Genomic DNA, 22,625 nt, shown 5'->3' on the forward strand with positions numbered 1-22,625 from the left:
GACACGCTGTCTGTCATAAATACATTGTCCGTCACAAATACACTGAGAGGGAAAAGATGAAACGTTCTGTTTTGGTTATGGCGCTGTCCAGCCTGTTGTTGAGCCCGCTGGCGATGGCGAAAGATCTGAATGTGGTGGCGAGTTTTTCGGTACTGGGCGACATGGTCAGCCAGATTGGCGGCCAGCACGTGCACGTGACCGACCTGGTGCAGCCGAACGGCGACCCGCATGAGTTCGAACCGTCGCCGAAAGACAGCAAAACCCTGTCGCAGGCCGACGTGGTGTTCGTCAGCGGCCTCGGGTTGGAAGGCTGGCTGGACCGTCTGATCAAAGCCTCCGGCTACAAAGGCGACGTCATCACCGCCTCCAAAGGCATCAAAACCCTGAAAATGGAAGAAGACGGTAAAACCGTCACCGACCCGCACGCCTGGAACAGCATGAAAAACGGCATCACCTACGCCCACAATATCGTCGATGCGCTGGTCAAAGCCGACCCGGAACACGCCGATGATTACCGCAAACAGGGCGACAGCTACATTCAGCAGCTACAACAACTGGATGACTACGCCACCCAAACGTTTTCCGCTATTCCGAAGGAAAAGCGCAAGGTGCTGACCAGTCATGACGCCTTCGGCTATTTCGCCGCCGCCTACGGCGTACGTTTCCTGTCGCCGATCGGCTACTCCACCGAGTCCGAAGCCAGCAGCAAAACCGTCGCTAAACTGATCAATCAGATCAAGAAAGAGCACGTGAAACTGTACTTCATCGAGAATCAGACCGATCCGCGACTGGTGAAACAGATCGCCGACGCCAGCGGCGCGCAGCCGGGCGGCGAACTCTATCCGGAAGCGCTGACCGACAGCAACGGCCCGGCCGCTACCTACACCGCCGCGTTTAAACACAACGTCGACACCATTGCGGCAGGCATGAAGTAAGCGGGATAAAACCGGCCACGGCTATTTTCTTATTTCGCCCGGCGGCAGCGTCGGGCGACGCAATAAAAACCCTTCAAATTATATCAACCAAATAAAAAACCCCACGCGATAAAAATATAATAAAAGCATTTATTAGAAATTAATTTAAATATTAATTTATTCAAATCCCTCTATTACCCGAAAAAAGCAACCGTTTGCATTCCGAATAAAAAAGCGTAGTATGCCTTTCGTTACAATAAGGCAACATTGCATCACCCATATATTTAACCAGCACCCTGAAACACGCCGCCATGTCGGATATTTCCAGACATGATGGATTATTGGCGTTTTATACCTGACTAATTCACGTTGCGGGGCAACACGCCTGCGTGTTGAACAACGCACCAGCAACCTGAAGCATGACGGGTATATCGATTGATGAAAGAGACAATTATTCATTGTTGAAGGCAGGGACAATTCTCGTCCCTATTCACGGTTTTACCGAAACGGAATTTAACAGAGGATTTATGTCTGATTATCTACAGAGGATGCAAAAACCCCGGAATGTTTATGTTAATGGCGAACCGGTCAGTCATCTCTCCCGACATCCCATGTTCTGCGGCGCTATTCGGTTTATCAATCGCTATTATGAATTACAGCAGCAGGACCCGGCCGTACATCTGGTTAATCACGAGTACGCCGCCAGCCTGCTGATCCCCCGCTCCATTGAAGACCTGAGACAAAAAGGCCGCTCCTACAAAGCGGTGGCGGACACCTCCTACGGCATGCTGGGCAGAACGCCGGACTTCATCAACAGCGCGATTGCGGCCATCGCCAGTCATGCGGAAGCGCTGGGACGCGACCAGTATTGCGATTACGCGCATAACGCCCGCCGTTATTACGACTACTGCCGGGAGAATAACCTGTATGTCTCGCATGCGGCCATCAATCCGCAGGTGGACCGCAGCCGCGCGCTGTCCGAACTGCGCAGCCCATCCGCCGGCGTCAGGGTAACCCACTACGACAGCAACGGCATTACCGTCAGCGGCGCCAAGATGATCGCCACGCTGACGCCGGTTTCCGACGAAGTGCTGATCTTTAACATGCCCGGCCTGACCGAGAACGACAAAGACTTCGCCATCGCCTTTACCCTTGATGTCACCGACCCCAATCTCAGGATGCTGTGCCGCAAAACCCTGACCTATCCGGAACACTCGCCGCTCGACCATCCCATCGCCAATCTGTTTGATGAAATCGACTGCCTGCTGCTGCTGGATAACGTTCAGGTGCCCTGGGAACGGGTGCTGATTTTCCGCGACGTGGAGAAATCCAACGCGTTCTACGACAGAACCAAGGCCCGCAACCATACCGGCCATCAGGGCATCATCCGGGGGCAAGCCAAAGCCGAATTGCTGACCGGCGTCGCCACCCGCATTGCGCAAACGCTGGGGCTGGACCGGTTCCTGCACGTGCAGGAGAAGTTGGGGCGTATGACCACCAGCCTTGATTTGCTCAAAGGCGCTATCCAGCTTGCCGAAAACGCGGCGACCATCGACGACCACGGCGTCTGCAACCCCGACATCAGCGCCATTCAGGCGATCCGCTACCATTTCCCTTTATGGTACAAAGACATGCAGCAAACCATCCAGTCGCTGTGCGCGGGTTCGATGCTATCGATTCCCGATGCCGTCACGCTGGGCGTTCTGCCGCCGCAGCAGCAGGACGAACTGTTCGATCCATACCGGACCGCGCTGCTGAATCTGGGCTGGGACCTGACCGGCGACGGCTTCGGCCAGCGACAAATGGTGTATGAAATCTACCACGCCGGCGATCCGCTGCGTATTGCCGCCAAACATCATCAGGAATATGACAAACGGGATCTCCTCGCGGCGCTCGATCAACTGCTGCATTCATCCTGCCAGGAGAGAAACCATGATTAGATGCGCCTGCCTGGTTCATTATCTGAATAATCAATTGCTGGTCGTAAAACCCCGAAATAAGAATGTCTGGTATCTGCCGGGCGGCAAAATTAATGACGGAGAGAATATTCGCACCGCATTAATTCGGGAATTGCAGGAAGAATTGAATATCCAGTTACGCGAAGAAGACATGACGTATCTGCGCAGCGTTATCGGTCCATCACATGATTATTCCGACGACACGCTGCTGCATTGTTTTACGACGTCGGCGTCACTGAATATTCGGCCGGATAATGAAATTGAACAGGTGAAATATATTACTTCCGGCGATGTTGAGGTAGCGCCTCTGGTGACCGCATTTATCAGGTGACAATATGATTTATCATTCAAATCGTCTAAAAAGCATCATGCAAGAGCATGATGTTGAGATGGTTATCGCCGCAACGGCGCAGAACATCAAATATTTTTCCGGCTTTATGCCCGTAGTGAAAACGCTGCGGCCTTATCAGGGCGAATGCTACGTCATGATTACCGCCAGCAACGTCGGGCAGATCCACCTGGTGCATGCGATCGGCGAAATCGATCAGGTGCTGGATAGTCCGAGCGACATCGGGCTGGTGCATACCTACGGCACGTTTTTCCGTGAGCCGAACGATGAAGTCATGCTCAACGATGAGGAACGACGCCTGCAGTTGTATTCCTGCCAGAACACGGCGTTCGCCGATGCGGAAACCGCGTTAATACAGGCTGTCGCCGCGCTGATTTCCCCCGAAATGCGCCGAATCGGCATCGACGAAGACGGCCTGCACGCCATGACGCTGCTCACGTTGCAACGCACATTCCCGGCGATCCGCTTTGTGCCGTTTTCCGCCATGCTGCGCCGCACCCGGCAGGTCAAAACTACGTTTGAAATCGAACAGTTGTCCGCCTCCGCCATCAACAACGAAAAAGCCGTGCGCCATGTCTGCGAGCACGTACACGCCGGCATGCCGGAAACCGAAATCGTCCGGCTATTCAATGCCTCGCTGGCGGGCGACGGCAGCATTCCCGATCTTACGATGTTGAAAATCGGTCGGCATGCCGTCGGCGGGCAACGCCTGCCTCGCGTGGAGAACCGTCTGCAACGCGGCGACGTACTCTGGTTCGACGCCGACGCCAGTTATCAGGGGTTCTGGTCCGATATCGCCCGCACCGTGATTTTCGATCACGACAACGAGGAGTACCGGGAAAAGTACGGCGCGCTGAAGCAAGGCATGGACCTCGCGCTGCAACAGATTGAACCCGGTATGACGGGGCGGGACGTCTTTCATATGGTGATGGACAAGATTAACAGCAGAGGCCTGTTTCACTACCGCCGCCATCACGTCGGACACGGCATCGGGCTGGAGCCGTATGAACTGCCGCTGCTGGGCCCCAACGACACGACGCCGATTGAAGAAGGCATGGTCCTGTCCGTCGAAACGCCCTACTACCAGTTTGGCACCGGGGCGCTGCACATTGAATCTCCGCTGCTGGTTGCCCGCCAGCACAATATCTGCCTGACCCGCGAATGGGCGCCTGAATGGACTGTCATTAAAGGAATGTCACTATGAGCGAACACCATACCCAGACCGTTAACCCTACCCAGACCGTCAACCACACTCAGATCGTCAACCATACTCACGAACTGATCGGTCACACCCCGGTCTATCGGTTGCAGCATGATTTCGTGCCGGCAGGAAAATCCTGCTACATCAAACTGGAGCAGTTCAATCCTAATCTGAGCATCAAGGATCGCACCGCCTGGGGACTTATCAGTCAGGCGCTGGCGGACGGGCGGCTGAAACGGGACGGCGTCATCGTCGAATCCACCTCGGGTAATCTGGGCAAGTCGCTGGCGATGATCGGCGCCTCGCTGGGCATCAAGGTCATGGTGGTCGTTGACCCGAAAATTTCGCAAACCACGCTCAACTGGTTCAAAGCCTACGGCGCCGAGGTGATTTGCGTTACCGAGCCGGACGCCAGCGGCGGTTACCAATCCCGGCGCATCGAAAAAGTCAAAGAACTGCTGAACCGGCTCCCGAACGCCTATTGGCCGAATCAGTACGACAACCCTGACAATCCCGCCTATCACGAAGCCAATACCGCCGGTGAATTTGACGATCTGGCGTTCGACATGCTGGTGGGCTGCGTCAGCACCGGCGGTCATCTTTCCGGCATCGCCAAAGGCATCAAGGCGCGCCACCCCGGCAAGAAAGTACTGGCCTGCGATGTCGTCGGCTCCGCCGTGCTGGGCGGCCAGTTTCGGCCTTATCTGCTCAACGGCATCGGGCTGGCCTGGCGGTCAGACAATACGGCGCTGGAGCAATTCGACGACATCATGAAAGTGCCGGACCAACTGGCGATTTCGATGTGTCACGAGATTGCCGCCAGCCGCGGGCTGTTGTTGGGCGGGTCGGCAGGTCTGGTGCTCTTCGCCGGTCTGGTTGCGCTGCAACGCAGCGATATCAACAGCGTGGTCGTGGTCGCGCCGGACACCGGCGTCAACTATCTGGATAGCCTTTACGATCGCGACTGGCTACAGCGCAAAGGGGTCGCGCTGCTCGACAGACCGGCGCTGCAGCATCACATCACCCATTTCAATCCGTACGATTATGACTGAGCACCTTCATCGCCTGATTACCCACGTGCTGCGCCGTCTGCCGCCGGAATTCGCACACCGTTGCGCCATCAACGGACTGCGCTATGCGCCGCGCATCCGCGCAGGAACGCTGTCGGCCGAGCTGACGGCCGGTATGTCGCAACCGTTGCTGGGTAGGCATTTTTCGCACCCGATTGGGCTGGCGGCCGGTTTTGACAAAGATGCACAAGCCGTGAATGCGCTGGCGGCGCTGGGGTTTTCCTTCGTCGAGGCGGGCGCGGTGACGCCTTTGCCGCAGCCGGGCAACCCCAAGCCGAGGCTGTTCCGGTTTCCCAAACAGCAGAGCCTGATCAACCAGTATGGCTTCAACTCCCGCGGGCTGGATTACGTTGCCGCCAATCTGGCTCAGGTTCGACGCGACACGCCGGTGGGGATCAACATCGGCAAAAACAAACACAGCGACGATCCGCTGCAAGATTATGCGACCTGCGCATCGAGGCTGATGGAACAGGTAGATTTCATCACTCTCAATTTCTCGTCGCCCAATACGCCGGGCCTGCGCAGTCTGGTCGACGAAAAGCACCTGCGTCCGGTACTGGCGACGGTCCAGTCCCTCCGGCAGGCGTCGTCGGCACCGGCCAGAATCTTGTTCAAGCTCTCGCCCGACATGGAACACAGCGCCGTTCATGACCTGATTGAACTGCTCATCGAGCATCAGGTGGATGGGATTATCGTCAGCAACACCACCACGCAAAGAGAGAGCATCGACCACCCGCAAGCCCGCTCGCTTGGCGGCGGCTTGTCCGGCCTGGCGCTGAAAAAGCTGTCGGAACAGATGCTGGAACGCGTCTATCCGCTGGCTAAAAACAGACTGGCGATTATCGCCTCCGGCGGCCTGTTCACCGGGCAGGATATTTACGACCGCATTATTCGCGGCGCCGATCTGGTGCAAATATTAACGTCGTTTGTCTATCACGGCCCCGGCATTATTTACACCATGCTGCGGCAACTGCGGGAAATTATGGACCAGCAAGGCATTCGTCATTTATCTTCAATAAAAGGAAGTTACTATGAGTGATTTATCAGCGCGCATCGCCAAATTTATTGTTGACGCCGAGATCATTATTTTTGGCGACTTCACGCTAAAATCCAAACGACAAAGCCCTTATTTTTTCAATTTCAGCCGGTTCTCCTCAGCAGAAAAGCTCAATACGCTGGCAAACTTCTACGCTGAATATATTCTGCGGGAAAATATCTCCGCGAATATTATTTATGGCCCGGCCTATAAAGGCATTCCATTGGCGATCGCCACCGCGCTGGCGTTATCCGGACGTAAACCGGGTATCAGCTACGTCTTCAATCGCAAGGAAGCGAAGCAGTACGGCGACGGCGGCATTACCATCGGCGCCGATATCGCCAACCAGCCGCTGATCGTGCTGGATGACGTCATGACCTCCGGCAAAACCGTAGCGGAAACACGCGAACGGGTAACGGAGCAACAAGGCGTCATCACCGACTATATTGTGGCTATCGACCGGCAGGAAGCGGACGACAGCGGGCGATATGCGCTGGAAAGCGTTCGACAGGAAAACACATTCCGCGTGTCCGCGCTGACCACCATCGCGGATATCCTGCAGGTGATGCGCCAGCGACCTCAGCACGCCGAACAGGTTCGCCGGATGGAAGCCTATCTATCGCGCTACTGCCAGTAACACCGCGGCGACGCAGCGAATCCCCAGTCACCAGCATCAGCAGGTGGCTGGGGAACCAACGCACAGGATGACGGATATATGCTTGCGCGATACCGCTGTCAGGCGGTGAATCGCTCTCATAAACCATCCAAATAATAATTAACGAAACCAGTTAGAGTTTATTTTAAAACCAGTAGATTATTATTTCGCTTATCATTTATCACACCGACAACCTGAAGCATGAAGAATATATTACCGGCTATTTCTCGCTGAATAACATCGCTTGATTGCCCCTGACACTTCCAGTACCCTCATTGCTCTCCGGTATATTTGCCCGCAGCGCCAGACTCTGGATTTATTTCATTGCTGGCACCGCCTGACTAAAAGGGAATATATGTTAAATTTCTGCGTATTCTGTGGTTCCGCGCCTGGCAATAACAATATTTATCAGCAGGAAACCGAAAAACTTATTCAATATCTGGTCGGGAAAGAGGCCGGTATTGTCTACGGCGGCGGCAAAGTGGGCCTGATGGGGCTGGTGGCGGATACCGCGTTGCAGCACGGCGGCTCCGTGACCGGAGTCATGCCCGTACATCTGGTGGAAAAAGAGATTGCCCACCCGAAACTGACGGAGCTGGTCATCACCGCGGATATGCATGAACGCAAAGCGAAAATGGCCGAACTGTCGGATGTATTCATCGCGCTGCCGGGCGGCGCCGGTACGCTCGAAGAGATCATCGAACAGTGGACCTGGGCGCAGCTGGGCATTCATCACAAGCCCTGCATCCTGTTCAACGTGAATGGCTATTACGACGAATACATCACCTTCGTGAACAAGATCGTCACCGAAGGCTTCATGAAAAAAGAGTACCTCGACATGCTGATTGTTTCCGACCGCCCGGAAGCGGTGCTGGATAGCGCACTGTCCTATGTTCCGCCCAAAGCCAAGTGGGATAAATAACCGCAGCGCTACGCTGAGGCAGCCGTGCCTCAGCTTTTTAACTATTCATTAATCAACCGAAACGTCATCAATCAACCGAAACGCGCCAGTTCGCGCTCGAAGTCCAGCGGCTGAATGCCCTGGTGATCGCGGTCCGCGTCCGTCAGTTGGTCGGCGGGAATAAACCAGGTGACCTCAAACAGCAGGCCGTCCGGGTCGTGGCCGTACACGCTCTTGTGTACGCCGTGGTCTTCCTCCAGCCCCAGCCGCCCGTCTTGCGCCAGCCGGTCACGAATCCGCTTCAGTTCATGCAGCGTATCCACTTCCCACGCCAGATGGTACAACCCCGCCGGCGGCTCATGTTCGCCGGGCTGCTCGCCGCGGGCGCGAAACACGCCGGCCCGCTGCTGACCGAGATTCTTGGCGAACAGCGCCAGATCATGATCGTTATCCGATTCCGCCGCCTGGGTAAACACGGCCTGACTGCCGCCCGGCTTGGGGCGAAAACCTAATGTATCGCGGTAGAATGCGGTGCTTTTCTCCACGTCGGACACATACAGCACCGCGTGATTCAGGCGGGTAATCCCCATGCTTATCTCCTTGTAGCCTGATGGTATAAGCAGTCATCCTGACACACTATCGCGGTGGAACATATGCCGATTTCCGGCAACCAAAGTCGCCGTACGCATGAGCCGGAGGAAATCAAAACGGGCAAGACAACGAAGGGAAAAGAGAGTGAAGAGCAACGCAAGAGTAAAGAGAAATAGAGAGTAAAGGGAAAATGGGGAATAAAGAGAAATAGAGAGTAAAGGGAAAATGGGGAATAAAGGGAAATAGAGAATAAAGGCAAAGCCGCCGGTCAGCGGCCCGCCACGTTCACCAGTTGCAGATTGAACGGCTGCGCCCGCAGCTGGCGCTCCACCTCCGGCGGCAAATCGCTGTCGGTGATGATATCGGTCAGTTCAGACAACGGCGACACACAGAACAGCGAGTAAGCGCCGTATTTGCTGCTGTCCGCCAGCAACACCCGGCGGCTGGCGTTCGTGCCCAGATCCTGCTTGATGCCGGCTTTTTCCTCGGTGGGCGTGGTGATGCCTTTCTCCAGACTCCAGGAGTTGCAACTGATAAAGGCGATGTCTGGATAGACGCTGCGCAGTAAACGGCGACCGTGCTCACCGATGCAGGACTGACTGCTGTCGTCGATGCGCCCGCCGATGATCGTCACTTCGATCTGCTTGAACTCGGAGAGAAACAGCGCGATCTGCAAATCGGCGGTGATCACCCGCAGCGGCAGATGCGTTAAATTGCGCGCCAGCTCCAGCATGGTGGTGCCGGCATCCAGCACTACCGCGTTGCCGGGCTGCACCAGCGACGCCGCCTGCCGCGCAATGGCCTGTTTTTCCGACAGATTGCGCTGCAGCTTTTCATTGGTGGTCGGCTGGGAAGGGATAAAGCGGTTGAGCGTCACCCCGCCGTGGCTACGGCTGATGACGCCCTGCTCGTCCAGCTTGATCAAATCGCGGCGAATCGTCGCCGGGGACGCATCAATGACCGTCACAAGTTCATCCACCGTCACCAGATTATGGCTTTTCAGATAGTCCAGAATCTGATCGAGACGGCTTTGTCCTTTCACTCGTTCTCCATTTACACGCAACGTATCAGTCAATGTGTGTGCCCCACGACGTATTCAAAAAAATCATACCCGTCATACTTCAAGTTGCAGATGCGTTGGCTGCGTTAATCGCCCCATTTCATGGGCCTCGCCCCTTCGGGGCCGCTGCTAGCAGCGTTCAAATCGGCTTACGCCGATTTGTCACTCACCCCAGTCACTTACTCATGTAAGCTCCTGGGGACTCACTCGGTTGCCGCCTTTCTGCAACTCGAATTATTTAGGGTATATACTCTGCGATTCTATCAGGCCAGTTGCATCGCTAATTTGATAGAGATCGCCATGCTCTCAGACTTCGCTTTACCTGTCCAGGCGATATCAAACGCGGTGCCGTGGTCCGCGGAGGTGCGGATAAACGGCAGCCCGGCGGTGATATTCACGCCGTCATAAAAGCCCAGCAGCTTGAGCGGAATGTGCCCCTGATCGTGGTACATCGCCACCACCATGTCGTATTGCCCCTCGTACGCCTGCAGGTAGACGGTATCCGGCGGGCACGGGCCGTAGGCGTCGATGCCTTTGGCTTTCATCGCCTCGATGGACGGGCCGACGATGGTGATCTCTTCGTCGCCGAACAGGCCGTTTTCGCCCGCGTGCGGGTTCACCCCGGCCACGGCGATGCGCGGCGCCTGGTAGCCGACGCGTTTCAGGAAGGTGTCCGCCATCGCAATCACGGTTTCCACCCGCTCACGATTCAGCGTATCCAGGAATTTGCGCAGCGCAATATGGGTAGTAACGTGGATTACCTTCAGTTTGTCGGTGTACAGCACCATCGCGTAGTCGCGGCTGTTGGTCAGCTTCGCCAGCAGTTCGGTGTGCCCCGGATAGAGATGCCCGGCGGAGTGCAGCGCTTCTTTGTTCAGCGGCGCGGTAGCAATGGCATGTACCTCGCCCGCCATCGCCAGTTCGGTGGCGCGTTTCACGCAACGATACGCCAGATCGCCGGCCTGCGCCTGCACCACCCCTTTTTTCAGGCCCTGCGGATCGGCCAGCGGTTCGTTGATCACGTTGATAACGCCAGGCGCAAAACGCGCTTCGGCAGGACGCGTAATCTCGTTCAGTTCCACCTGCGGCACGACGCCTAACGCCAGAATGCGGCGCAGCGTCTGTACACAGCCCACCACCACCGCCGGCGCGCCGGACAGTTCACCTTCGGCCAACGATTTGATGATGATTTCCGGGCCGATGCCCGCCGGGTCGCCCATAGTTACCGCAATAATTTTACTCACACGCGCTCTCCTCAATAAATCGCAAAACATTTAGCAGGGTGGCCTCATCGCCAAACCCGCCCGCTTTCGTCATCACGGGAATATCGCCTACCAGACTGTCCAGCAGACGCCCCCAGGGTACGCAGGATGCAATCTGTCCATTGATGCGGAATCCGCTGGCCTGCAATGCGGTCGCCGCGGCAATGGCGATATCCCCGCCGGATAAATAGAGCCCGCCCGGCCGCTGACGCTGCACAATTTGCCGCGTCAGCTCGCCCAGCCGGCGACTGATCGTGTCTCCCAGTTGCTGACGGCTCATACCGTAGCGCTGGCACAGACGGTCCACTTCAAATCGCTGGTTATCGTCGTGACAGGTACGAATCACGCAGTGGCGGCCCGCCGCCAACACCGCCGCCGCCTGCCGGCACGTTTGCGCCAGCGTGTCGTCGCCGGTCGCCAGCAATCCGGCGATATCCAGGTCAATCAGCGTGACGTCCGGCCGCTGACTGACCGCCTTAATCTGTAATTGAGCGATTTCACTCATCGAACCAATCACCGCCAGCAACGCGCGACAGGGCGCCGGAAACGCCAGATGTTGCGCCAGCGCCTCGCTCAGTCCGGCGGAGCCGACCAGCAGCGGTTTTTCCGCCAGTTGCGCCGCCGCGTCAACAATACTGTCGAGGTCCTGCTGACGTTCGGCATCCAGCACTACCAGCCGTATCCCGCTGTGTTGCAACTGTTGCAGGCGCGCCGCCAGATCGCCGCCGCGAATCTCGTTCAGAGACAGCGCCGCCTGCGCCAGGCCGGTTTGTTCCGCCAGCCGCTCGCCGATGGACGCCGAACGCACCGGCGTTTTCGGGTCGCTGGCGAACTCGGTGTCGGTCAGCAACTTACCGTGCACCCATACCTGCCCGTCACGGGTGATGCGGCCCAGCGCCGGCGCCGCAGGCGCTATCAACGCCAGCGACAGATCGGCGGCGTTCAGCGCGGCTTCAATTTCCGCGCCTGGGTTGCCGCGCAACGTGGAGTCCACCTTTTTGACAATCCAGCCGCGCGCGCCGCTTTTACGCCACATCCCCACCGCCTGCGCGGTGCGTTCCGCCGCCAGCGAAGCCGCGACCGCACGGCTGTCGGTGTTGACCACCAGCGCGTCATCCGGCTGCCCGGCACGGATCGCCGCGGCGTCAAACATCACATTCACCCGTGCGCCCTGCAGCGCCAGTCCGACGCCCGCATCGTTGGCGCCGGTGAAGTCATCCGCCACCACCAATATCCGGGTGAGTTCACGCCCGTCCGACATAACCGCTCTCCGTCAGTTCGATTACCTGAAAATGATTATATTGAATCACGTTTGATTATATGTGAGCAACATCAAATTATTCAAAACCAATTTAACCTATAAATTATCCACACAATGCGAGCAAAACGATTTTTTTCTGTCATATAACGGAAATGTGATTGAAAAAAATCAGACTTATCCAGCTGAAGTCACAGCGAAAAGACAAGGTACCAGTATGAATATCAACAGCACCCTCATCAGCGGTTATCAGGCACTTCAGGATCTGGGCTACCTCCTGCGCGGCAGACAGCACGTACTGCTGGTGACGGACAAGAATATCGTGGGGCTGGCCGGGGTACAGGCCCTGATCGCGCAGCTGAAAGCGGGCGTGCCGCAGCTTTCCCTGATTGATAATGTGCCGGCCGAACCCAGCCAGCATGATGTGGCGGCCGTGCTGCAACAGTTGCCGGCCACCCAGCCGGACCTGGTGGTCGGCGTGGGCGGCGGCAGCGTGCTGGACGTGGCGAAACTGCTGTCGCTGCTGTGCGCCGGCGAAGAGGGCATCACGCTCGACAGCCTGCTGGAAGGCCGCAAGCCGACCCGCCGCACCACTTCCCTGTTGATCCCGACCACCGCCGGCACCGGCTCTGAAGCCACGCCGAACGCCATTCTGGCGATCCCGGAGAAAGAAACCAAAGTCGGCATCATCACCCCGGTCATGCTGCCGGATTACGTGGCGCTGGTGCCGGAACTGACTACCAGCATGCCGGCGCATATCGCCGCGTCTACCGGCATCGATGCGCTGTGCCACCTGATCGAATGCTTCACCGCCACCATCGCCAACCCGGTAGCGGACAACTACGCGCTGATCGGCATGAAGAAACTGTTCGCCAATATCGAAACCGCGGTGAACGAACCGGACAATCTGGAAGCCCGTCTGAATATGCTGTGGGCCTCCTACTATGGCGGCGCCTCCATCGCGCATTCCGGCACCCATCTGGTGCACGCCATGTCTTACCCACTGGGCGGCAAGTACCACATCCCGCACGGCGTGGCGAACGCCATCCTGCTGGCGCCTTGCATGCGCTTTGTTCAGCACGCGGCGGCGGAAAAATTCGCACAGGCCTACGACCTGCTGCCGGATGCCGACCTGTCGCTGACCACCGAACAAAAAGCCCAGGCGCTGGTGGATTACTTCACCGCGCTGGTGAAACGGCTGAACCTGCCGTCTTCGCTGCAACAACTGGGGATCAGCCCGGATCACCTGCCGTATCTGGTGGAATCCGCACTGCAGGTGCAGCGGCTGATGAAAAACGTCCCGACCGCCGTTACGGCGCAAGACGTCCACGCCATTTATTCAACGTTGTTTTAACCGCGAGTTTTAACGATTTGTTTTAACTAATCGTTTTAACTAATTGTTTTAAATGAGCGTTTTAACAACGTCGCTCTGGATGATGAAGATAACGAGGAACAATAACGATGACTAGACCGATTACAGGCGTACTGACGGCGATCGTCACGCCTTTTGACCATCAGGGGGAATTCAGCCCCGCCGCCATGCGCCAGCAGGTTCAACGCCAGATGCGCTACGGCAACGGCATTTTCTGTAACGGCACCAACGGTGAGTTCTTTGTGTTGCACACCGACGAGAAAGTGGCCGTCACCGAAACCTGCGTCGATGAAGTCGCCGGCAAGGTGCCGGTGGTGGCGCACATCGGGGAAATCTCCACCCGCGAAACCATCAAGCTCGGCAAACGCATCGCCGCGCTGGGCGTGGACGCGGTGTCGGTGATCACCCCTTACTTCGTACCGCTTAAACAAAGCGAGCTGATCGCTCACTACCGTGAAGTGGCGGACGCGCTGCCTGTGCCGGTATTCCTGTACAACATTCCGGCTCGCACCGGCAACACCCTACAACCGGAAACGGTGCGTGTTCTGGCCGAACATCCCAACATCATCGGCATCAAGGACAGCGCCGGCAGCTACGAAAGCCTGAGCGGCTTCCTGCAGGCGGTGAAAGACATGCCGAACTGCGACGTGCTCAACGGGCCGGACTCGCTGATCCATCAGGGCTTTGTCGACGGCTGTTCCGCCTGTATTTCCGGCCTCGCCAACGTGGCGCCGGAAGCCATCAGCCAGATCTGGCATCGCTTCCACGCTGGCGACATCGAAGGTTCCCGCCAGGCGCAGGAGCAGGTGAGCGAACTGCGTAAGACGCTGTACGCCGTGGCGTTCTCACCGGCCGTGGTGAAAAAAGCGCTGACGTTGATGGGACAGGATGTGGGCGTCAGTCGCTACCCGATTCAGTTCTCAGCACAAGACGAAGACGTTATTCGCACCATTATCAAACCGTTCTCGCACTGAATGAGAACTTACCCTTACTCCTACAGGATCGAAAACCATGAACCATTTTGATCTGACAGACACACTTATCATCGTCGGGATAATTGTCGTCTACATCGCCCTTACATCCTTGCTGACGCTGCGGCTGCGCAGTAACTCCAACTCGGAGTTCATGGAAGGCTCACGCGCGCTGCCGGCGTTTATCGTCGGCGTGCTGCTGATGACCGAGTTTATCGGCGCCAAGTCCACGGTCGGTACCTCGCAGGCCGCCTTTGAAAGCGGCATCGCCGCTTCGTGGTCGGTGATCGGCGCCGCCATCGGCTTCCTGCTGTTCGGGATGATTCTGGTGAAAAAGATCTATAACACCGGGAAAATCACTATTTCTGGCGCTATCGCCGAACGTTACGGCAATACCACCAAGAACATCATCTCCATCATCATGATCTACGCGCTGTTGCTGGTAAACGTGGGTAACTACGTCAGCGGCGCCGCCGCCATCTCCACCGTGCTGAAAGTGAGCCTGCCGGTAGCGGCGCTGATCACCGCCATCGTCAGTACCTTCTACTTCTACTTCGGCGGCATCAAAGGCGTGGCGTACGTGACGCTGATCCACAGCGGCCTGAAGTACGTCGGGGTGATGATCATCCTGTACGTGGCGCTGAAAATGACCGGCGGCATCACGCCGATGGTCGAGAAGATGCCGGAATTCTACTGGACCTGGGACGGCAACATCGGCGCCAGCACCATCGGCGCGTGGCTCATCGGCACCATCGGCTCCATTTTCTGTACCCAGTTCGTGATTCAGGCTATCGCCTCCACCAAGGATGAGAAATCCGCCAAGCGCGCGACCTGGATTGCGTTCCTGTTCTGTATGCCGATCGCGCTGGCGATTGCCATTATCGGCGTCGCCGCCAAGTTCGTGCACCCGGAAATCAAGAGCCTGTACGCCCTGCCGATCTTCCTGCAGGATATGAACCCGTGGCTGGCCGGCGTGGTGACCACCTCACTGGTGGCGTCGATCTTCATCAGCGTGAGTACCGTCGCACTGGCGATCGCCTCGCTGATCGTGAAAGATTTCTACGTGCCTTACTGCAAACCGACGCCGGAAAAAGAGTTCAAGATGACCCGCGTGTTCTCGCTGATCATCGGTTTCCTGCCGCTGGTGTTCGTGCTGCTGGTGCCGGAAGTGCTGAAGCTGTCGTTCTTCACCCGCGCCATTCGTCTGTCGATTTCCGTGGTGGCGATGGTCGCGTTCTACCTGCCGTTCTTTAGCAGCTCCCGCGGCGTCAACACCGGCCTGATCCTGTCCTGCGTGGTTACCTCCATCTGGTACATCATGGGTAACCCGTTCGGCATCGACAATATGTACATTGCACTGTTGACCCCGGCGGTGGTGATGGCGATCGACCGTCTGATCCCCAACAAGGCGGCCAAGGCCAAACAGCAAAGCGAACCCTCCGTACCTCATTCTGGAGCATAAATAGTCATGACGACCGAAACCATTACCATCGAACGCAGCGGCCTGGTTCATCCGGCAGACGGCGACAGCCAGCGCATCGACGCCTATATCCCGTCGGAACGCCCGCAGAATCACGCCGCCAACCTGCTGCACCTGCCTAACGGCGATGTGCTGTGCGTCTGGTTCGGCGGCACCCAGGAAGGGGTGTCCGACATTTCGATTTACCAGTCAAGGCTGGTAAAAGACAGCGGGGAATGGACGCCCGCGGTCAAGCTGTCCGACGACCCGACCCGTTCCGAACAAAACCCGGTGCTGTTCCTGGCGCCGGACGGCGTGCTGTGGTTGCTGTATACCGCGCAGAAATCCGGTAATCAGGACACCGCCATCGTGCGTTACCGTCAGTCGCTGGATCAGGGCTACACCTGGGGCGAAATCGGCACACTGCTGGAACAGCCCGGTACCTTCATCCGCCAGCCGATTACCGTGCTGCCCAACGGCGACTGGCTGCTGCCGGTGTTCTACTGCCGCACCCAGCCGGGTGAAAAATGGGTCGGCAACGACGACATCAGCGCGGTGAAAATCTCCAGCGATCAGGGTAAAACCTGGCGTGAATCGGTGGTGCCGAACAGCACCGGCTGCGTGCACATGAACATTACGCCGCTCAAGGATGGTTCTCTGCTGGCGCTGTTCCGCAGCCGCTGGGCCGATTTCATCTACCGTAGCCACTCCACCGACGGCGGCGCCACCTGGTCCGAACCGGTGCCGACCGTTCTGCCCAACAACAACTCGTCCATTCAGGTGACCACGCTGGACAACGGCCATCTGGCGCTGGTGTTCAACGCCATGAGCGCCGAAGGCGCCACCGAGCGTCGCCTGTCGCTGTATGACGAAATCGAGGACGAAGAAGAAAACGACGCCAAAATGCCGGAGATCTCATCCGGACGCAGCGCCTTCTGGGGTGCGCCGCGCGCGCCGATGACGCTGGCTATCTCCGAAGACGGCGGCAAAACCTGGCCGTGGCAGCGTAATCTGGAAGTGGGCGACGGTTACTGCATGACCAACAACTCGACCGAGAAACTTAACCGCGAGTTCTCCTATCCCAGCATCAAGCAAGGGCCGGACGGCAAGCTGCACATCGCCTTTACCTACTTCCGGCAGGCCATCAAGTACGTCTGCGTTAGCGAAGAGTGGGTCAAGGGTTAATACCTCGCTCGCCCTCCCCCGCCCAGGGGGAGGGACAACACCGGTTTCCCACTCGCCGACGCACGGCGCCGCCCGGTGGGCCGTCATATCCATTGCCTTCAGGGAGGCTATCTCCGCCTCCTTCAGTTAAGGAGCCATCCATGATCGCAGGCAATCTGAATCATCTGCCGCTGGCGACGTTACCCGAGCCGCTGTGGCGCATCCTTTCCGGTTTCACGCTCGACCAGTTGAACGCCCTGCCGGAAGGCAAGTACCAGCCGGACAATGTCGACTGGTTCTACTCCATCGGTACCGTCTCCACCGCCCCGAAAGCCGAACGCCATACCGAATTCCACCGCCGTTTTCTCGATATTCAGCTGATTCTCGCCGGCGAAGAGATCATCGGCTACGACCTGAATGACGCCGGCGATCGCGCCGCGACCGAACGTAAACCGGACTTGTTCATTCTGGAACAGCCGCAGGTGCCGCACGCCATCCGGCTGGCCGCCGGGGATTTCGTCACCTTCTATCCGGGTGAACCACATCAGGCGCTGTGCGCCATTGACGATCAGCCGGCTCCGGTGAAAAAAGCGGTGTTCAAGGTGCCGGTCGAATTACTGAACGCACAGGGGTAACGCCGTATGTCAGGACCAAAACAGGTGGTGATCACCGGCAGCAGTTCCGGTATCGGCGCCGCCATTACCGTGACCCTGCTGGCGGCGGGCTGGAAGGTTGTCGGGCTATCGCGTCAGCCGGGCGCGCATCAGCACCCGAACTTCACGCATCACCCGCTGGATATCACCGATACGCCGGCGCTTATCGCGTTGCTGGACAGCCTGCCCGCCGTCGATGCGGTGATCCACGCCGCCGGGGTGATGAAAGCCGCCACGCTGGGCACCCTGTCGTATGCCGACAGCGAGCAACTGTGGAAGCTGCATATTCAGGTGGCTGAAGTGCTGGCCGACCGGCTGGTGGACAAACTGCCGCAGGGCGGCCGTATCGTACTGCTGGGCAGCCGTACATCCAGCGGCGCCGCCGGGCGCAGCCAGTATGTCGCCACCAAGTCGGCGATGATCGGCATGGTGAGAAGCTGGGCGGCGGAACTGGCGCCGCGCGGCATCACCGTCAATATCGTCGCGCCGGGCGCCACCGAAACGCCGATGCTGAATCAGCCGGGACGGCAAAGCTCGCCGCCAAAGCTGCCGCCAATCGGCCGGTTTATCCAACCGCAGGAGGTGGCGGATCTGGTGGCGTACCTGCTGTCGCCTTCAGCGGCGGCCATCACCGGGCAGCAGTTGGTGATTTGCGGCGGCGCCTCGTTATAACCATGCCGCACTAATAGCGACGCCGCGAAATAGCCACACCATGATAGTCACGGTCAGCCACAGTTAACCCATACGTTAGACAGGGGTATAATCAACCGGACCTCGACGCCGCCACCGCGCCGCCCGGAAAAAGGAGTACCCCATGTTGATGTGGCTGGCCGATCCCAACGCCTGGTTGACCTTGTTCACCCTGACGCTGCTGGAAATCATCCTTGGTATCGACAACATTATTTTTCTGTCCCTGGTCGTCGCCCGACTGCCGCACGCTCAGCAATCCCGCGCCCGTTTTACCGGACTGGCTGGCGCAATGCTGATGCGCCTGTCGCTGCTGGCCTCGATAGCCTGGCTGATGCACCTCACCGACCCACTGTTTAGCATCGCCGATCGCGCATTTTCCGCCCGCGACCTGATCCTGCTGGCTGGCGGTTTGTTCCTGATCGTTAAATCCGGCGGCGAGATTCGCGCCACGCTGGCGGGGGAAGAAGAGGCACAGCGCCGCAGCCGCACCACCGCGTTCTGGGGCGCGATCGTGCAGATCATGCTGCTGGATATCATCTTTAGTCTGGATTCGGTGATCACCGCGGTCGGGCTGTCGCAGCACCTGCTGATCATGATGCTGGCGGTGGTGCTGGGCGTAGTGATCATGATGCTGGCGGCGCGAACCATCGGCGAATTCATCGATGCGCACCCGTCAGTCAAAATGCTGGCGCTGGCGTTTCTGATTCTGGTAGGCGGCACCCTGATGCTGGACAGCCTGCAAATCCATGTGCCAAAAGGCTATGTCTACTTCGCCATGTTCTTTACCATCGGCGTGGAGATACTCAATCTGGCGCGCCAGCACAAGCATCACCCGGCGATGGAAACACGCCTCAGCGAACAGTAATCCGTATTCCTGCGGTTTCGTTTATCTGACCCGGTTGCATCCAGGTCAGGACTTATCCACAAACGCCCGGTATTTCTCCAGCAGCTCAAGAAAGTCTTCCAGCCCGCACAACGACAGGCTTTCTTCATCGTAATAACTCATGCCTTCTTCCAGCTCGTCGGTTTCAAACGCCAGCTGATTGGCACGCACCATCACTTCCTCGCTGTCCAGCAACAGCGTGTATTCATGGCCGGGGCGCTCCCACTGACGTTCGCTGCCGGCCAGCTCACGAACCGCGGCTTCCACTTCATCCAGCACCGCCTGCTGGCCTTTAACTTCTTCATTCAGCCAGTGCCCTACCACTTCATGGCCCATCGACATCCGGACCACTACCTGCCCGGTCACATCACGCAAAAACTCATAGTCCATGATCGTTCTCCTCTGCCTGATTCGCCACCGCGCGCCACCACAGTAAAAAAGGGAGACCTCTCGGCCTCCCTTCCTGTTAATTGCTGCGAACTATAGCGGTTTACACGGCGGTCTGGAAGATCACCTTGTCCGCTTTGTTCGTGTACTGCTGCAACTGGTCAAAGTTCAGATAGCGGTAAGTGTCGTCCGCGGTCTTGTCCACCTGCACCATATACTGCTGGTATTCGTCCGGCGTCGGCAGACGTCCCAGCAGCGACGCGACCGCCGCCAGTTCGGCTGACGCCAGATACACATTGGCGCCCGCTCCCAGACGGTTCGGGAAGTTACGGGTCGACGTCGACACCACCGTCGCGCCATCCGCCACCCGCGCCTGGTTGCCCATGCACAGCGAACAGCCGGGGATTTCGACCCGCGCGCCGCTCTTGCCGAATACGCTGTAGTAGCCTTCTTCGGTCAGTTGCGCCGCGTCCATACGGGTCGGCGGCGCCACCCACAGCCGCGTCGGCAACTGCCCTTTGTGCTGATCCAGCAGTTTGCCGGCGGCACGGAAGTGACCGATGTTGGTCATGCACGAGCCGATGAACACTTCATCAATCTTGTCGCCCTGCACATCGGACAACAGGCGCGCGTCGTCCGGATCGTTCGGCGCACACAGGATCGGCTCCTTGATATCCGCCAGATCGATGTCGATCACCGCGGCATATTCCGCATCGGCGTCGGCTTCCAGCAGCTGCGGGTCCGCCAGCCATTTTTCCATGCCCTGCACACGACGCTCCAGCGTACGGCGATCGCCGTAGCCTTCGGCAATCATCCACTTGAGCAGAATGATGTTGGAGTTCAGGTACTCGACGATCGGCGCCTGGTTGAGCTTGATGGTACAGCCCGCTGCCGAGCGCTCCGCCGAGGCGTCGGTCAGTTCGAACGCCTGCTCCACCTTCAGGTCCGGCAACCCTTCGATTTCCAGAATGCGGCCGGAGAAGATGTTTTTCTTGCCCTTCTTCTCCACGGTCAGCAGGCCCTGCTTGATCGCGTAGTACGGGATCGCGTGCACCAGATCGCGCAGCGTGATGCCCGGCTGCATCTGGCCTTTGAAACGCACCAGCACCGATTCCGGCATGTCCAGCGGCATCACGCCGGTGGCGGCGGCAAACGCCACCAGACCGGAGCCGGCCGGGAAGGAAATCCCGATCGGGAAACGGGTGTGGGAGTCGCCGCCGGTGCCCACCGTATCCGGCAGCAGCATGCGGTTCAGCCAGGAGTGGATCACGCCGTCGCCCGGACGCAGCGACACGCCGCCGCGGTTCATGATGAAATCCGGCAGGGTGTGGTGGGTGTTGACGTCCACCGGCTTCGGATAGGCGGCGGTATGGCAGAAGGACTGCATCACCAGATCGGCGGAGAAGCCCAGACAGGCCAGGTCTTTCAGCTCGTCGCGGGTCATCGGGCCGGTGGTGTCCTGCGAGCCGACCGAGGTCATCCGCGGTTCGCAATAAGCGCCGGGGCGAATGCCGGCGACGCCGCAGGCGCGGCCGACCATCTTCTGCGCCAGCGAGAAGCCGCGGCTGCTCGGCGCCACGTCTTTGGCGTGACGGAACACGTCGCTGTGCGGCAGGCCCAGCGATTCACGCGCCTTGGACGTCAGGCCGCGGCCGATAATCAGCGGAATACGGCCGCCCGCGCGCACTTCATCCAGCAGCACGTCGGTTTTCAGTTCGAAGCTGGCCAGCAATGCGTTGCTGTCGTGGTGACGCACTTCACCCTGGTACGGGTAGATATCAATCACGTCGCCCATGTTCAGTCCGGCGACATCCACCTCGATCGGCAGCGCGCCGGCGTCTTCCATGGTGTTGAAGAAAATCGGCGCGATCTTGCCGCCCAGCACCACGCCGCCCGCGCGTTTGTTCGGCACGTTCGGGATATCGTCGCCCATGAACCACAGCACCGAGTTGGTGGCGGATTTACGGGACGAGCCGGTGCCGACCACGTCGCCGACGTAGGCCAGCGGGAACCCTTTCTGGTTCAGCGCCTCGATTTGTTTGATCGGACCGACCACGCCGGGCTGATCCGGCTCGATGCCTTCGCGGGCGTTTTTCAGCATCGCCAGCGCGTGCAGCGGAATGTCCGGACGCGACCAGGCGTCCTGCGCCGGGGACAGGTCATCGGTGTTGGTTTCGCCGGTCACCTTGAACACGGTGACGGTAATCCTGTCCGCCAGTTTCGGGCGGGACAGGAACCACTCGGCGTCGGCCCAGGATTTGACCACCTGCTGCGCGTGGGTATTGCCGGCTTTGGCTTTTTCTTCCACATCGTAGAAATTGTCGAACATCAGCAGGGTGTGAGATAGCGCGTTGGCGGCGACCGGGGCCAGGGCGGGATTATCCAGCGCTTCAATCAGCGGCTGAATGTTGTAGCCGCCTTGCATGGTGCCCAGCAGCTCGGTGGCTTTTTCCGGGGTAATGAGCGGAGAAACGGTCTCGCCTTTGGTGATGGCAGCCAGGAAACCGGCTTTGACGTAGGCCGCTTCATCAACACCCGGCGGCACACGATTGACTAACAGATCGACTAAAAACTCTTCTTCTCCGGCGGGGGGAGTTTTCAACAATTCCACCAGTGCCGCCATTTGCGAAGCCTCTAGCGGTTTGGGTACGATCCCTTGTGCAGCCCGCTCGGCTACGTGCTTGCGATAATCTTCTAGCACGACGTTCTCCTCGCTCTCATTGTCTAATTATGCCCGGCGCTCAGTTCCAGGTTTAGGCTGATTATCAGCGTGTGGATAAGTAAGGTCAGA

At 58.2% G+C, this 22,625-nt stretch carries 21 protein-coding genes; 15 read left to right on the top strand and 6 right to left on the bottom strand.

The features are described 5' to 3' along the window. Positions 1 to 56 precede the first annotated feature (56 nt). From CPA59_RS18880 to CPA59_RS18915, 8 genes are all read left to right on the top strand, one after another. Entirely contained in the window at positions 57 to 935 is an 879-nt protein-coding gene (locus CPA59_RS18880) for a metal ABC transporter substrate-binding protein (protein WP_038665845.1), read from the top strand. 506 nt (positions 936 to 1,441) lie between these two features. Continuing rightward, the gene (locus CPA59_RS18885; protein ID WP_107760416.1) at positions 1,442 to 2,854 is read left to right on the top strand and encodes a 4-hydroxyphenylacetate 3-hydroxylase N-terminal domain-containing protein; all 1,413 of its coding nucleotides are present in this window, start codon (positions 1,442 to 1,444) and stop codon (positions 2,852 to 2,854) included. After that, on the top strand, positions 2,847 to 3,203 hold the full coding sequence (locus tag CPA59_RS18890) for an NUDIX domain-containing protein (RefSeq protein ID WP_049842468.1): 357 nt from the start codon (positions 2,847 to 2,849) through the stop codon (positions 3,201 to 3,203). The genes CPA59_RS18885 and CPA59_RS18890 overlap by 8 nt, the downstream gene beginning before the upstream one ends. A 4-nt stretch (positions 3,204 to 3,207) precedes the next feature. Continuing rightward, entirely contained in the window at positions 3,208 to 4,425 is a 1,218-nt protein-coding gene (locus tag CPA59_RS18895; RefSeq protein ID WP_049842469.1) for a Xaa-Pro peptidase family protein, read from the top strand. Then, positions 4,422 to 5,474 carry a cysteine synthase family protein gene (locus CPA59_RS18900; RefSeq protein WP_107760420.1) on the top strand — a complete coding sequence of 351 codons (1,053 nt, stop codon included), beginning with the start codon at positions 4,422 to 4,424 and terminating at the stop codon, positions 5,472 to 5,474. The genes CPA59_RS18895 and CPA59_RS18900 overlap by 4 nt, the downstream gene beginning before the upstream one ends. Further along, the gene (locus CPA59_RS18905; protein WP_049855508.1) at positions 5,467 to 6,531 is read left to right on the top strand and encodes a quinone-dependent dihydroorotate dehydrogenase; all 1,065 of its coding nucleotides are present in this window, start codon (positions 5,467 to 5,469) and stop codon (positions 6,529 to 6,531) included. Before CPA59_RS18900 ends, CPA59_RS18905 begins: the two co-directional genes overlap by 8 nt. Further along, positions 6,524 to 7,165, top strand: coding sequence for an orotate phosphoribosyltransferase (pyrE, locus tag CPA59_RS18910; RefSeq protein ID WP_107760422.1), 642 nt, complete (start codon positions 6,524 to 6,526; stop codon positions 7,163 to 7,165). Before CPA59_RS18905 ends, pyrE begins: the two co-directional genes overlap by 8 nt. A 373-nt stretch (positions 7,166 to 7,538) precedes the next feature. Further along, complete coding sequence (locus CPA59_RS18915; protein ID WP_038920196.1) at positions 7,539 to 8,105, top strand: TIGR00730 family Rossman fold protein; 567 nt, start codon at positions 7,539 to 7,541, stop codon at positions 8,103 to 8,105. 71 nt (positions 8,106 to 8,176) lie between these two features. On the opposite strand, the gene CPA59_RS18920 is transcribed toward CPA59_RS18915, so the two are convergent. The 4 genes from CPA59_RS18920 to CPA59_RS18935 form a co-directional block, all read right to left on the bottom strand. After that, on the bottom strand, positions 8,177 to 8,674 hold the full coding sequence (locus CPA59_RS18920) for a VOC family protein (RefSeq protein WP_038920197.1): 498 nt from the start codon (positions 8,672 to 8,674) through the stop codon (positions 8,177 to 8,179). A 269-nt stretch (positions 8,675 to 8,943) separates the two neighbouring features. Next, on the bottom strand, positions 8,944 to 9,771 hold the full coding sequence (locus tag CPA59_RS18925) for a DeoR/GlpR family DNA-binding transcription regulator (protein WP_049842472.1): 828 nt from the start codon (positions 9,769 to 9,771) through the stop codon (positions 8,944 to 8,946). 227 nt (positions 9,772 to 9,998) lie between these two features. Further along, complete coding sequence (locus CPA59_RS18930) at positions 9,999 to 10,979, bottom strand: D-threonate 4-phosphate dehydrogenase (protein WP_038665817.1); 981 nt, start codon at positions 10,977 to 10,979, stop codon at positions 9,999 to 10,001. Then, positions 10,972 to 12,258: a four-carbon acid sugar kinase family protein gene (locus CPA59_RS18935; RefSeq protein WP_107760425.1), complete on the bottom strand. Its 1,287-nt coding sequence runs from the start codon at positions 12,256 to 12,258 to the stop codon at positions 10,972 to 10,974. Before CPA59_RS18935 ends, CPA59_RS18930 begins: the two co-directional genes overlap by 8 nt. Before the next feature lie 214 nt (positions 12,259 to 12,472). Here CPA59_RS18935 and CPA59_RS18940 point away from each other — a divergent pair, with 214 nt between their 5' ends. The 7 genes from CPA59_RS18940 to CPA59_RS18970 all read left to right on the top strand — a co-directional run bounded on the left by CPA59_RS18940 (position 12,473) and on the right by CPA59_RS18970 (position 19,429). Then, on the top strand, positions 12,473 to 13,609 hold the full coding sequence (locus tag CPA59_RS18940; protein WP_038920200.1) for an iron-containing alcohol dehydrogenase: 1,137 nt from the start codon (positions 12,473 to 12,475) through the stop codon (positions 13,607 to 13,609). Positions 13,610 to 13,716: 107 nt separating this feature from the next. Then, the gene (locus tag CPA59_RS18945; RefSeq protein ID WP_107760427.1) at positions 13,717 to 14,601 is read left to right on the top strand and encodes a dihydrodipicolinate synthase family protein; all 885 of its coding nucleotides are present in this window, start codon (positions 13,717 to 13,719) and stop codon (positions 14,599 to 14,601) included. Between the two features lie 37 nt (positions 14,602 to 14,638). Next, positions 14,639 to 16,060: a sodium:solute symporter family protein gene (locus CPA59_RS18950; RefSeq protein ID WP_038920201.1), complete on the top strand. Its 1,422-nt coding sequence runs from the start codon at positions 14,639 to 14,641 to the stop codon at positions 16,058 to 16,060. A 6-nt stretch (positions 16,061 to 16,066) separates the two neighbouring features. Further along, on the top strand, positions 16,067 to 17,242 hold the full coding sequence (locus CPA59_RS18955; RefSeq protein WP_107760429.1) for an exo-alpha-sialidase: 1,176 nt from the start codon (positions 16,067 to 16,069) through the stop codon (positions 17,240 to 17,242). A gap of 140 nt (positions 17,243 to 17,382) precedes the next feature. Continuing rightward, positions 17,383 to 17,856: a YhcH/YjgK/YiaL family protein gene (locus CPA59_RS18960; RefSeq protein ID WP_049855505.1), complete on the top strand. Its 474-nt coding sequence runs from the start codon at positions 17,383 to 17,385 to the stop codon at positions 17,854 to 17,856. A 6-nt stretch (positions 17,857 to 17,862) separates the two neighbouring features. Next, on the top strand, positions 17,863 to 18,546 hold the full coding sequence (locus tag CPA59_RS18965; protein ID WP_107760431.1) for an SDR family NAD(P)-dependent oxidoreductase: 684 nt from the start codon (positions 17,863 to 17,865) through the stop codon (positions 18,544 to 18,546). A gap of 142 nt (positions 18,547 to 18,688) precedes the next feature. Further along, positions 18,689 to 19,429 (top strand): TerC family protein, encoded by a 741-nt coding sequence (locus CPA59_RS18970; protein ID WP_049842478.1) that lies wholly within the window; start codon positions 18,689 to 18,691, stop codon positions 19,427 to 19,429. Positions 19,430 to 19,474: 45 nt separating this feature from the next. Here CPA59_RS18970 and yacL read toward each other — a convergent pair whose 3' ends face one another. Further along, positions 19,475 to 19,837, bottom strand: coding sequence for a protein YacL (yacL, locus tag CPA59_RS18975; protein ID WP_038920204.1), 363 nt, complete (start codon positions 19,835 to 19,837; stop codon positions 19,475 to 19,477). A 100-nt stretch (positions 19,838 to 19,937) separates the two neighbouring features. Continuing rightward, on the bottom strand, positions 19,938 to 22,535 hold the full coding sequence (gene acnB / locus CPA59_RS18980) for a bifunctional aconitate hydratase 2/2-methylisocitrate dehydratase (RefSeq protein ID WP_107760433.1): 2,598 nt from the start codon (positions 22,533 to 22,535) through the stop codon (positions 19,938 to 19,940). Positions 22,536 to 22,625: the final 90 nt, after the last annotated feature.

The sequence above is a fragment of the Dickeya sp. Secpp 1600 genome, assembly GCF_003049805.1.
GTDB classification, from domain to species: Bacteria; Pseudomonadota; Gammaproteobacteria; order Enterobacterales; family Enterobacteriaceae; genus Dickeya; species Dickeya fangzhongdai.